Source organism: Paraburkholderia sp. CNPSo 3076 (genome assembly GCF_026343935.1).
GTDB lineage: Bacteria > Pseudomonadota > Gammaproteobacteria > Burkholderiales > Burkholderiaceae > Paraburkholderia > Paraburkholderia nodosa.
The window spans coordinates 111,536-123,582 of record NZ_JAPMAL010000017.1; the positions used below are offsets into that span (position 1 = coordinate 111,536).

Below are 12,047 nucleotides of genomic sequence, written 5' to 3' on the forward strand. Positions count from 1 at the left end.
AGACGCTATTGCTCGACTATTGCGCGACGAACTTGAAATCGACCGGCGAGCCGATGTCGATGCGCTTCGGGTTCGGCTCGAGCAAACCCGTCTGCTGATCGCGGCGGAACACGTAGGCGGTATCGCTGTTCTGGTTGCCGACGATGAGCCACTGCCCGGTCGGATCGATCGCGAACTCGCGCGGCGACCTGCCGAGGCTCGACTGGCGCCCCACGCGCTTGAGCTTGCCGCTCTCGCCATCGACGGCAAAGATCGAAATGTCGTTGGCGTCGCCGCGATTGGAAACGTAGAGGAACTTGCCGTCCGGCGAAAGATGGAGCGCCGCCGCGCCCTGCGTTCCCTTGAAGCCCGGCTCCGCGAGCTTCTCCACTTGCTCGAGCTTCATGTGGCCGTCGTGATACGCAAACACCGTCACGGTGGCGGCCAGTTCGCTCGTGAGATACGCGTGACGGCCGTCATTGCCGAAGATCAGATGGCGCGGACCGCTGCCTGACTTCACATCGGTATAACGCCACTCGGTGGGGCTCACCAGGCCGCGGCTGCCGTCCGGAGTGTAGAGATACGTCCAGAGCTTGTCGGTGCCGAGATCCTGGGTGAAGAGATAGTGCCCATCCGGCGAAAACACCGTCGAATGCACGTGCGCGTTGTCCTGACGCCCCTTCACGGGGCCGCCGCCCTCGTGGTGCACGGTGAGCACGGACTCGCCCAGCTTGCCGTCCTGCTGCACGGGCAGGACTGCGAAGCTACCGCCCGGGTCGGCGGCGACCGAGTAGTTCGCCACGAAGAGATAGCGTCCGTCCGGCGAGAGGCTCAGGTAGCACGGATCGTTGCCCTGCGCCGACACCTTGTTGAGAAACGTGAGCTGACCGCTTGCGGCGTCGAAGCCGAACGCGCTCACGTCGCCGCGCAGGCTGGCGGGACCGTTGTCGCCCGGCAGTTCGTTTACCGCGTAGACGAAGCGGTTGTCCTTGCTCACCACGAGAAACGAAGGGTTCACCGTCTTCGCCACGCTGACCGGCTGCATATCGCCCGTCTGCGTATCGAAGTGATAGACGTAGAGGCCCTCGCTCTTGCCGCCCGTATAGGTGCCGACGATCAGGTTGTAGACACCGCCCGCGGGCGCGGTCGTGGATGCGGATTGCGCGAACGCCTGCGTCGCGGCGACGGAAGCCATGATGACAACACCTTTGACGAACAGGTTGAGGAGATGGGCGGGTCGGCGCTCAGTGCGGCGCGATCGGGACAGGCTACCTGAATCGGCAGATGACCGGGAGGGCACAGGCACGGCGTTTGCGGCGGCACGGCGAAGGAACATGTCGACCTCCTTTTTCTTGTCGATGCAGGGGAGCGGGTCGGCCCTCGTCGCCATGCCGACCGTATTCGTCTCGCTTTCGTCTGATACATGGGACACCGGCCCAGTATAAGAGAGGTCGCGAGCGCCCGCCCCGCAAGCGCACAGCGACGCGTCCAGGCCAAAGTCGAAGCAACAACAAGCAACAAAGGCATCTACGCAAAGGTTCGAAACCCGCCGCAACCAGGGAGCCGTCATGAACATTCACGTCGCCATCGGGCCGCTCGTCGCGCTCATCGCAGGCATTCTGATTCTCGCCGTGCCGCGTCTGCTCAATTACATCGTCGCGCTGTACCTGATCATCATCGGGGTCATCGGGCTTTTCGGCGTGGGCGGGCATCTGTGACCCGTTCAGGTCACGCTCGACGGCGTTTGTTGACACAGGCGAGATGAGTATTTGCGCGTGCTGCCGCGCAAAACGCATTGCGCTGGCGGCCCCGCTGCCACTACTCTTGTGCGTGCATGCCGCACCGCTGCGGCAAGCGGCTTTCGTTTTCGAGCAACGCTGTCAATCTGCTTACTATGCCCGCACCCATTGAAGACTACGCATTGATCGGCGACGGCCACACGGCCGCGCTCGTTTCCCGCACTGGATCCATCGACTGGCTCTGCTGGCCGCGCTTCGACTCCGGCGCCTGCTTCGCCGCCCTCCTCGGCACCGAGGAAAACGGCCGCTGGCTCATCGCGCCCGCGCAGCCCGAAGATGGCGCGAAAGTCGAGATCAAGACCACGCGCCGTTATCGCGGCGACACGCTGATCCTCGAAACCGACTTCGAAACGCCCGATGGCGCCGTGACGCTGATCGACTTCATGCCGCCCGGCAACGGCTGGTCCGAACTCGTGCGCATCGTGGTGGGCCGGCGCGGCACCGTGCGCATGGAAAGCCAGCTCGTGCTGCGCTTCGACTACGGCTTTTCGGTGCCGTGGGTGAGCCGCCTCACCTACGAGAGCGGCATCAAGGCCACGGTGGGCCCGGACACGGTCGTGCTGCGCACGCCTGTCGACCTCGAGGGCGAGAACATGCACACGGTGGCACAGTTCGACGTGAAGGAAGGCGAACGCGTGCCGTTCTCGCTTTCGTATGCGGCCTCGCACTTGCGTCTGCCGCCGCCGCGCGACCCGTTCACGGCGCTTGCGCGCACGGAGAACTTCTGGACCGAATGGGCCTCGCGCAGCACCGTGGAAGGCCGCTGGGCCGAACCCATCCGCCGCTCGCTCATCACGCTCAAGGCGCTGGCCTACGAGCCCACCGGCGGCATCGTCGCGGCGCCCACCACGTCGCTGCCCGAACAGCTGGGCGGCACGCGCAACTGGGACTACCGCTACTGCTGGCTGCGCGACGCGACCATCACGCTCCTCGCGATGATGCGCGGCGGCTACTACGACGAGGCGCGAGCCTGGCGCGCCTGGCTGGGCCGTGTGATGGCAGGCTCGCCCTCACAGTTGCAGATCATGTACGGGCTCGCCGGCGAGCGCCGGCTGCCCGAATTCGAACTCGACTGGCTGCCCGGCTACGAAGGCGCGAAACCGGTGCGCGTGGGCAACAACGCGGTCGGCCAGCTGCAGCTCGACGTGTACGGCGAAGTGATGAACGCGCTGCACCTCGCGCGCGTGGGCGGCTTGCAGGCCGACGACACCGCATGGTCGATCCAGTGCGCGATGCTCGAACACCTGGAAACGATCTGGACCAAGCCCGATGAGGGCATCTGGGAAACGCGCGGCGGCCGCCAGCATTTCACGTTCTCGAAAGTGATGGCGTGGGTCGCCTTCGACCGCGCGATCAAGTCGGCGGAGAAATTCGAGCTGCCCGGGCCGCTCGATCACTGGCGCGAACTGCGCTCGACGATCCACGCGACCATTTGCGAGCGCAGCTTCAACAAGGATCTGAATTCCTTCACGCAGATCTACGGCGGCACCGATCTCGACGCGAGCCTGCTGCTGATGCCGCTGGTCGGCTTCCTGCCCGCGGCAGATCCGCGTATCGCCGGTACCGTCGCGGCGATCGAGCGCGATCTCATGTGTGAAGGTTTTGTGATGCGCTACCGCACCACCGAATTCAACGATGGACTGCCGCCGGGCGAAGGCACCTTCCTTGCGTGCAGCTTCTGGATGGTCGACAACCTGGCCCTGCAAGGCCGCATGGACGACGCACGCCGCATGTACGAGCGCCTGCTTTCGCTCGCTAACGACGTGGGATTGCTCGCCGAGGAATATGACCCCATTGCGGGGCGCCTGGTCGGCAATTTTCCGCAGGCGTTCTCGCATGTGGCACTCGTGCATACGGGCCTGAACCTCATGCGGCACGAACAGGAAATGGCGAAGGAAACGGGACATCCCGCGGTCGACGGCGCGTCGGCCGAGCCGGCTGTTGTATCCGCATCGTGAATGTTCGAAAGCGCCTGGACGTTTTCGCGGGCTGGGGTACACTAGGGATGCTGCGTTGCACAACAGCCGGACGCAATAGTGCCGTCCGCGCCGCCTGGCAACGGGGCGAAACGCGTGTGCCGCCTTGCAGCGCGCTTGCAGTCACGAGCTGCGAACGCATGCGGGTGTGCCCGCGCTAAAGCCCTCCGGGCGGCGGCCGATAAACAACCTGACTGACCGACCAACCTTGCCGGCCCGCATCTGCTCCGCGCCTCATCCGCGCGCGACCCGGGTGCGAACCGCTCCTTGAAGATGCCGGAGCGCCCATGCTCTATCAAATCCGTGAATTCCAGCGCGCGTTGCTCAGCCCGCTGACCGCCTGGGCCCAGGCCGCCTCGAAATCGTTCTCGAATCCGACGAGCCCGTTTTCACTCGTGCCAGGCGCCACGCGCTTCGCCGCAGGCTACGAACTGCTCTATCGCCTTGGCAAGGACTACGAGAAGCCCGAGTTCAACCTTCGCCAGATCGTGAAGGACGGCTTCAATATTCCGATCGTCGAGCAGACCATCATCGAGAAGCCGTTTTGCCGCCTGCTTCGCTTCAAGCGCTACGCAGACGACACCGGCGCCGTGGCCGCGCTCAAGGACGAGCCTGCCGTGCTCGTGTGCGCGCCGCTCTCGGGCCATCACGCCACGCTCCTGCGCGATACCGTGCGCACGCTGCTGCAGGACCACAAGGTGTACATCACCGACTGGGTCGACGCGCGCATGGTGCCGCTCGAAGCCGGTCCGTTCCATCTCGACGACTACGTTGCGTATATCCAGGAATTCATCCGCCATATCGGCGCGAAGAATCTGCACGTGCTGTCGGTTTGCCAGCCTACGGTGCCCGTGCTCGCGGCCATCTCGCTGATGGCGAGCCGCGGCGAGGACACGCCGCTCACGATGACGATGATGGGCGGCCCGATCGACGCGCGCCGCAGCCCCACCGCCGTCAACTCGCTCGCCACCGAACATTCGCTCGACTGGTTTGCGAACAACGTGATCCACCCCGTGCCGGCGAACTATCCGGGCGAAGGTCGCGAGGTGTATCCTGGCTTCCTGCAGCACGCGGGTTTCGTCGCGATGAATCCGGGCCGTCACACTACCGCGCACTGGGACTTCTACAAGAGCCTGCTGCGCGGCGACGAAGAGGACGCCGAAGCACATCGCCAGTTCTACGACGAATACAATGCGGTGCTCGACATGGCCGCCGAGTATTACCTCGAAACCATCCGCACCGTGTTCCAGGATTTCAGCCTCGCTGAAGGCACGTGGGATGTGGCCGGCGAGCGTGTGCGTCCGCAGGACATTCGCGACACGGCGCTGTTCACGATCGAAGGCGAACTCGACGACATTTCGGGCGCGGGCCAGACGCGCGCCGCGCACGATCTGTGCACGGGCATTGCCGACGCGAACAAGCATCATCTGACTGCCGAGAAATGCGGCCACTACGGCATCTTCTCGGGCCGCCGCTGGCGCACGATCATCTACCCGCAACTGCGCGACTTCATCCGCCAGCACCAGCAGGCCGCCGGCCACGCGAGCAAGGAAGCGCCTGCCCGCGGCCGCTCCGCTCAGGACGCTGTCGCCTGACAAAGGCTTGCGCTTCACTCGAGCACAGGCAGTCCATGCCAGCAGCAAAATCCGCGCGCCGTCCCAGGACGGCGCGCGGCATTTGTGGAGCGTGAAACGATCTTGCGCGTTCTCCGCGTGCGACTCGTGCGCTACTTGCGCATGAGATACGCGAGCAACATCTCCGTGTTGAGCTGAATGATTTCCGCACGTTCGGCAGTCGTGCTGAAGTCGCGACCGAGCGTGGCGTTGAGCGTGTAGCGGTTCGATACGATGTAGTAGCCCATGCCCGAAAGCGTCACATAGAGGCGCAGCGGATCGATGCTGGGGCGAAACAGTCCCGCGGATTCACCGCGCGTGAGAATCGAACCGAGCGTCGCCACGATCGGCGAGATCATCTCGCGAATTCGTGTGGACTTCTGCATATATCGCGCCTCGTGCAGATTCTCGTTGTTCACGAGCCGCAGTAGTTCGGGATTGTCGCGATAGTAGTCCCACACGAAATGCGCGAGCCGCGTGATCGCCTCGACGGGCGCGAGCCCCGAGAGATCGAGCGCGCGCTCGGCTTCATTGAGCGCGCCGAATGCGTGCTCGAGGACCGCCGTGAATAGTTGCTCCTTGCTGCCGAAGTAGTAATAGAGCATGCGCTCATTGGTTTCCGCGCGTCGCGCGATCTGGTCGACGCGTGCGCCGAACAGGCCGCCATTGGCGAATTCTTCCGCCGCGGCGAGCAGAATGCGGCGGCGGGTGCCTTCAGGATCTCTTTTGATTTTTGGCTGATTCATGGTGGCAGGATCTCGTTAAGCCGCGTTGTCCGGTTTGCGTTGTCGGGCAAGACTGCGCCGGGCCTCTCCTCGCCCTGGTATCGACAACGTTGTGCGGGGCGCGCCAGGTTAATGGACAGACACCCTCCGACCTACGGTCTTGCGTTCCTTCTTGTTTGTTTGATGTCGTTGCGAGCCGACATCGTTCTTCCCCTGTCTGCCTCGTGCGAAGCACGTTGCCTGCCGTGCCCGACATGTACCGCTTACGTCTATTGATTTCCCCTGGACTGCCCGGTGCTCCGCATTAAGCGCTTTGATTATGGCACATGGCCCGCCGATGGCAATGCGGGAAATCGGCGATAATGCAGGCTTTGGCGCTGTGCGTGTGCGCCCCTTAAGGCCCGGTGCGAAGCCCTGCGCGCCCGAGGTCACGCCACCGCCCGCCCCGCCCCGATGTAGCGAACGTGAACGATCCCAAAACACTTGCAGATCGCATTGAAGATCTGCTGCCCCAGACCCAATGCACGAAGTGCGGCTATGACGGCTGCCGACCCTATGCCGAAGCCGTCGCCGCCGGCACCGCCAATTACAACCAATGCCCGCCCGGCGGCCTGGAAGGCGTTGAGCGCCTCGCGAAACTGCTCGGCAAACCCATCATCCCGATCAATCCGGACAACGGCGTGGAGCGTGCGCGTCCGGTGGCGTTCATCGACGAACAACTGTGCATCGGCTGCACGCTGTGCATGCAGGCGTGTCCCGTCGACGCGATCGTGGGCGCGCCCAAGCAGATGCACACCATCGTCAAGGATCAGTGCACGGGTTGCGACCTGTGCGTCGCGCCCTGCCCGGTCGACTGCATCGCAATGATTCCCGTTACGGGCGAAGCGACCGGCTGGGATGCATGGACGCAGCAGCAGGCCGACGAAGCCCGCGTGCGGCATGACCGGCGCGCCGCGCGCCAGGTCGCCGAACGCAATGCGGCCGAGGCGCGCGCCGCGGCTCGCCGAGCCGCCACGAGTGCGCCGCAGGCCCAGGCGCCCCAAGTGCAGCAAGACGCCGCCACGCAGCCCGCAAGCGCCCCCGCCGACGATGCCGAAGCGAAGAAGAAAGCGATCATCCAGGCCGCGCTCGAACGTGCGCGCCGCAAGAAGGCGGAATTGGCCGAACAGGGTGTGGGACCGCGCAACGTCGAGCACGTAAGCGCCGACGTGCAGGCGCAGATCGATGCCGCCGAGGCGCGCCGCAAGCGTATTGGTATCGAGTCGAGCACATCGGACTCACCGCCTGACGACGACAAATCCGCGCGATAGCGCTCCGCAACGCAAAGGCTCCACGCACAACGAGCATGAACGCCACCAAGCGCCGCGCCATCTACGAAACGCTGCAAAGCCTCAATCCGCACCCCACTACCGAGCTGGAATTCAACACGCCGTTCGAACTCCTGATCGCCGTGATGCTCTCCGCGCAGGCCACCGACGTTTCGGTGAACAAGGCCATGCGCCGGATGTTTCCGGTCGCCAACACGCCGGAAGCGGTGCTCGCGCTGGGCGAGGAAGGGGTGGCCGATTACATCAAGACGATCGGCCTTTATCGCACCAAGGCCAAGAACGTCATTGCGACGTGCCACATTCTCATCGAGCAATACGGCAGCGAGGTGCCGCCGACGCGCGAGGCGCTCGAAGCGTTGCCCGGCGTTGGCCGCAAGACCGCGAACGTCGTGCTCAACACGGCCTTCGGCCAGCCGACGATTGCCGTCGACACGCATATCTTTCGGGTTGCGAACCGAACGGGACTCGCTCCCGGCAAGGACGTGCGTGCCGTCGAAACCGCGCTCGAAAAATTCACGCCGCCCGAGTTCCGCCAGGACGCGCATCACTGGCTCATCCTCCACGGGCGCTATGTGTGCAAGGCGCGCCGGCCCGAATGCTGGCATTGCGTGATCGAGCCACTGTGCGAGTTCAAGCCGAAGACGGCGCCGCCGGAGCTCTGAGCGAGCGCGAGCGTCCGGGCGTAAAATGCTTTATTCAGGCATCGCAGCACGACGCTGCGCGATTTAGCGCCTCACCGATACGACCGACTCAAGATGTTCAATCCTAGCCGCGACGAAGTCCGCCACTTTTTCACCGAGACCTGGCGCAAGCAGCGCGCGGGCGAAATCCTCACGCCGCTCGAGGCGATCGCCGCCGACTGGATCGTCGAGCACCCCGAATACCACGCCGAACTAACCGACGCCGATGCGGCCGCCGCCCAGGACTATTCGCCCGAGCGCGGCCAGAGCAATCCGTTCCTGCATCTGTCAATGCATCTTGCGATCAGCGAGCAGCTTTCGATCGACCAGCCGCCCGGCATCCGCGCCGCGCACGACCGCCTCGCGGCACGTCTCGGATCCACGCACGACGCGCAGCACGCGATCATGGAGTGCCTGGGCGAAACCATCTGGGAAGCGCAACGCACGAACACGCCGCCCGACACCGACGCCTATCTCATGCGCATCGAGCGCCGCGCATCTCGCGATTGACTCGCGACTGAAGCACATCTGAAAGAAATAAGGCCGCAAAAAAAGCACCCCGCGAACGCCTCGCCGAAAACGAGGCCCACGCGGGGTGTTTCACATGATGCGGCACGCATGGCGCGCGCCGCGTTCACGCTTACTTCTTGTTGACGAGGTCGCCGCTGAGCGACTCGATATACGCGGCGAGATCCTTCATATCGCCCTGCGAAAGGCTCTGCACTTGCGCCTGCATGATCGGATTGTTGCGGCCGAGGTGCGGATTGCTGGTGCCCATCTGGTACTGCCGCAGCGCCCAGTAGATATAGTCGGCGTGCTGGCCGGCGAGCTTCGGATATTCGGGGCTCACGGGTTTGTTCAGGCCCGGACCGTGACAGGCTGCGCAGTTGTGGCTGTCGGCGAGGACCTTGCCGTTGGAGGCGTCGGCCGCGTGCGCGGGATTGAGCGCGAGCGCGGCGGCCAGTGCGAGCCCGGCGCCCGCGAGCTTGATGGTTGCACCGGCAAACGAAGGCATAGCCGTGTAGGGCTTGTTCATGGGTTCTCCACCTGCCGGTTATTTATTCGGATTGTCTTTCGACGCGGCCGTTTGCGACGCATAGTAGGCCGCGATGTCGGCGATGTCCTGTTCGGTGAGCGAGGACGCGATCGCGTGCATCGTCTCGAAATGCCGGTCGCCCTTCTTGTAGGCGAGCAACGCGTTCATGATGTACTGCGCGTTCTGGCCGCCCAGAAGGGGCACGTGGTAGACCTCGGGGTAAGCGGTGCGGTAGTCGGGAATACCATGGCAGCCGATACACATCGCCACCTTGTCCTGGCCCGCCTTCGCGTTGCCCACGATGTCCGCGTGAGCCGTGACCGCGAAGCACGCCAGCATGGTGATTGCGCCCGTGATGACGTGCTTGCCGACAATTTTTTTCATAGCATCCAACCTGGCTTGAGGGGATTCGAACGCCCGAACCGCAGGCCACGGCCTGCGCCGCATTACTGCTGTTTTACTTTTGGGGTCGCCGTGCAGGCCGAAAAAAATCGGTCCGAGTATACCGCGACGCCGCGCCGGCCGTCCACCGGCCGCGCCACGCCTGGCGGGCCTCGGAGCGCCTGTGGTGGGCCCGCGATAGGCCCGCAGCGGCCACGCAGCGCCCTCGCGCGCTGGCTCGCCCGCAGACAACCCGGAGGAACCCTGGCACGCGCAACGGACTCGCCGCGCGCCGTCGCGAGACGGCTGGCAGCCCTCGCGACCGTGCCCCAAAGAGCGGACCCAACGATACGCGGTGGCGCGCCGACGCAACACCCCATCTGACTTATACTGGGTTTTTTTCCCAGCGAGCGGATTCACCATGCGCGCCACGCGTTTCGAAGGCTCATCGCAATACGTCGCCACCGACGACCTCAAGCTTGCGGTCAATGCCGCGATCACGCTCAAGCGGCCCCTGCTGATCAAGGGCGAGCCCGGCACGGGCAAGACCATGCTGGCCGAAGAAGTGGCCGCGGCGCTGGGTATGCCGCTCATGCAGTGGCACATCAAGTCCACCACGAAGGCGCAGCAAGGGCTCTACGAGTACGACGCGGTCTCGCGCCTGCGCGACTCGCAGCTCGGCGACGAACGCGTGAAGGACATCGCCAACTACATCGTCAAAGGCGTGCTGTGGCAGGCGTTCGAGTCGGAGGAGCAATGCGTGCTGCTCATCGACGAAATCGACAAGGCCGACATCGAGTTCCCGAACGACCTGTTGCGCGAACTCGACCGCATGGAGTTCTACGTCTACGAGACGCGCCAGCTCATCAAGGCGAAACAGCGCCCGCTCGTCATCATCACCTCGAACAACGAGAAGGAGCTGCCCGACGCTTTCCTGCGCCGCTGCTTCTTCCACTACATCAGCTTTCCCGATCCGGCGACAATGCAACGCATCGTCGAGGTGCACTATCCGGGCATCCGCAAGGAACTGCTCAACGCGGCCATGGAAAGCTTCTTCGAACTGCGCAACGTCGCGGGCCTGAAGAAAAAGCCTTCGACGTCGGAGCTGCTCGACTGGCTCAAGCTCCTGCTCGCCGAAGAGATTCCGCCCTCGGCGCTGCGCGCGGCCGACGGCTCGAAGTCCATGCCGCCGCTTGCCGGCGCGCTGCTCAAGAACGAGCAGGACATGACGCTGTTCGAGCGCCTCATCTACATGAACCGCCACAACCGTTGACAGGAACCCCGCGCGCGAACGCCGGAGACACCGCATGCTGATCGACTTCTTCTACACGCTGCGCGACGCGAAGCTGCCGGTTTCCGTGAAGGAGTACCTCACGCTCGTCGAAGCGCTCAAGGCGCGCGTGATCGCGCCCTCGCTCGACGACTTCTACTACCTCGCGCGCATGACGCTCGTGAAGGACGAGCAGTACTTCGACCGCTTCGATCAGGCGTTCGGCGCGTATTTTCGCGGCATCGAGAAGAAGTCGGAACTGGCCTTCGAGATTCCCGAGGACTGGCTCAAGAAGCGGCTGGAGCGCGACTTCACGCCCGAACAGCGCGCGCAGATCGAAGCGATGGGCGGCCTCGACAAGCTCATGGAGCGCCTCAAAGAGCTCTTCGAAGAACAGAAGGAGCGCCACGAGGGCGGCAGCAAGTGGATCGGCACGGGCGGCACGTCGCCCTTCGGCCACGGCGGCTATAACCCCGAAGGCATCCGCATTGGCGGCGAAGGCGGCCAGCGCAGCGCCGTCAAAGTGTGGGACGCGCGCGCGTACCGCGACTACGACGACCAGGTCGAAATCGGCACGCGCAACATCAAGGTCGCCTTGCGCCGCCTGCGCCGCTTCGCGCGCGAAGGCGCGGCGGAAGAACTCGATCTCGGCGACACGATCCGCAGCACCGCGGCGAACGCGGGCTGGCTCGACCTCAAGATGGTGCCGGAGCGCCACAACAACGTGAAAGTGCTGATGCTGCTCGACGTGGGCGGCTCGATGGACGATCACATCAAGCGCACGGAAGAACTGTTTTCGGCGGCAAAAGCCGAATTCAAGCATCTGGAGTTCTACTACTTCCACAACTGTGTCTACGACTACCTGTGGAAGAACAACCGCCGCCGCCACGCCGAGCGCACGCCCACGTGGGACCTGCTGCACAAGTTCACGCCCGACTACAAGCTCATTTTCGTGGGCGACGCCACGATGAGCCCGTACGAGGTGCTGCAGCCGGGCGGCTCGGTCGAGTACAACAACCCCGAAGCGGGCGCCGTGTGGCTGCGCCGCCTTGCCGACCAGTTCCCGCACTTCGCCTGGCTCAACCCCGAGCCCGAGCGACTATGGGAGTACCGCCAGTCGGTGTCGGTCATCCGCGAGATTCTCGGCCACCGCATGTACCCGCTCACCGTCGCCGGGCTCGAAACGGCCATGCGCGTGCTGAGCAAATAGGCGCCAGCACTCCCGCCCTTTTCCGCTTCCTCGAGGCGGCGCGTGCCTGA

Annotated in this window: 12 protein-coding genes; 8 read left to right on the forward strand and 4 right to left on the reverse strand. The window is 64.3% G+C overall.

Annotated elements, in window-relative coordinates; translation table 11 throughout:
• Positions 1-16 precede the first annotated feature (16 nt).
• Entirely contained in the window at positions 17-1,174 is a 1,158-nt protein-coding gene (locus M3A49_RS20860) for a lactonase family protein (protein ID WP_416338986.1), read from the reverse strand.
• Between the two features lie 373 nt (positions 1,175-1,547).
• Here M3A49_RS20860 and M3A49_RS20865 point away from each other — a divergent pair, with 373 nt between their 5' ends.
• The 3 genes from M3A49_RS20865 (at position 1,548) to M3A49_RS20875 (ending at position 5,349) form a co-directional block, all read left to right on the forward strand.
• A complete protein-coding gene (locus tag M3A49_RS20865) occupies positions 1,548-1,697 on the forward strand; it encodes a DUF3096 domain-containing protein (RefSeq protein ID WP_081771773.1) in 150 nt (49 codons plus the stop codon).
• Positions 1,698-1,873: 176 nt separating this feature from the next.
• The gene (locus tag M3A49_RS20870; RefSeq protein ID WP_254355815.1) at positions 1,874-3,736 is read left to right on the forward strand and encodes a glycoside hydrolase family 15 protein; all 1,863 of its coding nucleotides are present in this window, start codon (positions 1,874-1,876) and stop codon (positions 3,734-3,736) included.
• Between the two features lie 305 nt (positions 3,737-4,041).
• A complete protein-coding gene (locus M3A49_RS20875) occupies positions 4,042-5,349 on the forward strand; it encodes a polyhydroxyalkanoate depolymerase (protein ID WP_266230654.1) in 1,308 nt (435 codons plus the stop codon).
• 131 nt (positions 5,350-5,480) lie between these two features.
• Here M3A49_RS20875 and M3A49_RS20880 read toward each other — a convergent pair whose 3' ends face one another.
• Complete coding sequence (locus M3A49_RS20880; protein WP_201693601.1) at positions 5,481-6,113, reverse strand: TetR family transcriptional regulator; 633 nt, start codon at positions 6,111-6,113, stop codon at positions 5,481-5,483.
• Between the two features lie 443 nt (positions 6,114-6,556).
• On the opposite strand from M3A49_RS20880, the gene rsxB reads away from it, so the two are divergent.
• The 3 genes from rsxB to M3A49_RS20895 all read left to right on the forward strand — a co-directional run bounded on the left by rsxB (position 6,557) and on the right by M3A49_RS20895 (position 8,610).
• On the forward strand, positions 6,557-7,402 hold the full coding sequence (gene rsxB, locus M3A49_RS20885) for an electron transport complex subunit RsxB (RefSeq protein WP_254355813.1): 846 nt from the start codon (positions 6,557-6,559) through the stop codon (positions 7,400-7,402).
• 35 nt (positions 7,403-7,437) lie between these two features.
• Positions 7,438-8,082 carry an endonuclease III gene (nth, locus tag M3A49_RS20890; RefSeq protein ID WP_254355812.1) on the forward strand — a complete coding sequence of 215 codons (645 nt, stop codon included), beginning with the start codon at positions 7,438-7,440 and terminating at the stop codon, positions 8,080-8,082.
• A gap of 93 nt (positions 8,083-8,175) precedes the next feature.
• Positions 8,176-8,610: a DUF1841 family protein gene (locus tag M3A49_RS20895; protein WP_254336556.1), complete on the forward strand. Its 435-nt coding sequence runs from the start codon at positions 8,176-8,178 to the stop codon at positions 8,608-8,610.
• Positions 8,611-8,740: 130 nt separating this feature from the next.
• Here the strand turns inward: M3A49_RS20895 and M3A49_RS20900 are convergent, their stop codons facing one another.
• Positions 8,741-9,136 (reverse strand): c-type cytochrome, encoded by a 396-nt coding sequence (locus M3A49_RS20900; RefSeq protein ID WP_416338987.1) that lies wholly within the window; start codon positions 9,134-9,136, stop codon positions 8,741-8,743.
• A gap of 18 nt (positions 9,137-9,154) precedes the next feature.
• A complete protein-coding gene (locus M3A49_RS20905) occupies positions 9,155-9,520 on the reverse strand; it encodes a c-type cytochrome (RefSeq protein ID WP_266230661.1) in 366 nt (121 codons plus the stop codon).
• A gap of 418 nt (positions 9,521-9,938) precedes the next feature.
• On the opposite strand from M3A49_RS20905, the gene M3A49_RS20910 reads away from it, so the two are divergent.
• Both M3A49_RS20910 and M3A49_RS20915 read left to right on the forward strand, forming a co-directional pair.
• Positions 9,939-10,790 (forward strand): AAA family ATPase, encoded by an 852-nt coding sequence (locus tag M3A49_RS20910; protein ID WP_266230662.1) that lies wholly within the window; start codon positions 9,939-9,941, stop codon positions 10,788-10,790.
• Positions 10,791-10,824: 34 nt separating this feature from the next.
• Complete coding sequence (locus M3A49_RS20915; protein ID WP_028205747.1) at positions 10,825-11,997, forward strand: vWA domain-containing protein; 1,173 nt, start codon at positions 10,825-10,827, stop codon at positions 11,995-11,997.
• Positions 11,998-12,047: the final 50 nt, after the last annotated feature.

Coding starts and splice junctions, on each gene's coding strand:
- M3A49_RS20860 (WP_416338986.1), bottom strand. CDS start 1,174: ATGGCTTCCGTCGCCGCGACGCAGGCGTTCGCGCAATCCGCATCCACG.
- M3A49_RS20865 (WP_081771773.1), top strand. CDS start 1,548: ATGAACATTCACGTCGCCATCGGGCCGCTCGTCGCGCTCATCGCAGGC.
- M3A49_RS20870 (WP_254355815.1), top strand. CDS start 1,874: ATGCCCGCACCCATTGAAGACTACGCATTGATCGGCGACGGCCACACG.
- M3A49_RS20875 (WP_266230654.1), top strand. CDS start 4,042: ATGCTCTATCAAATCCGTGAATTCCAGCGCGCGTTGCTCAGCCCGCTG.
- M3A49_RS20880 (WP_201693601.1), bottom strand. CDS start 6,113: ATGAATCAGCCAAAAATCAAAAGAGATCCTGAAGGCACCCGCCGCCGC.
- nth (WP_254355812.1), top strand. CDS start 7,438: ATGAACGCCACCAAGCGCCGCGCCATCTACGAAACGCTGCAAAGCCTC.
- M3A49_RS20895 (WP_254336556.1), top strand. CDS start 8,176: ATGTTCAATCCTAGCCGCGACGAAGTCCGCCACTTTTTCACCGAGACC.
- M3A49_RS20900 (WP_416338987.1), bottom strand. CDS start 9,136: ATGAACAAGCCCTACACGGCTATGCCTTCGTTTGCCGGTGCAACCATC.
- M3A49_RS20905 (WP_266230661.1), bottom strand. CDS start 9,520: ATGAAAAAAATTGTCGGCAAGCACGTCATCACGGGCGCAATCACCATG.
- M3A49_RS20910 (WP_266230662.1), top strand. CDS start 9,939: ATGCGCGCCACGCGTTTCGAAGGCTCATCGCAATACGTCGCCACCGAC.
- M3A49_RS20915 (WP_028205747.1), top strand. CDS start 10,825: ATGCTGATCGACTTCTTCTACACGCTGCGCGACGCGAAGCTGCCGGTT.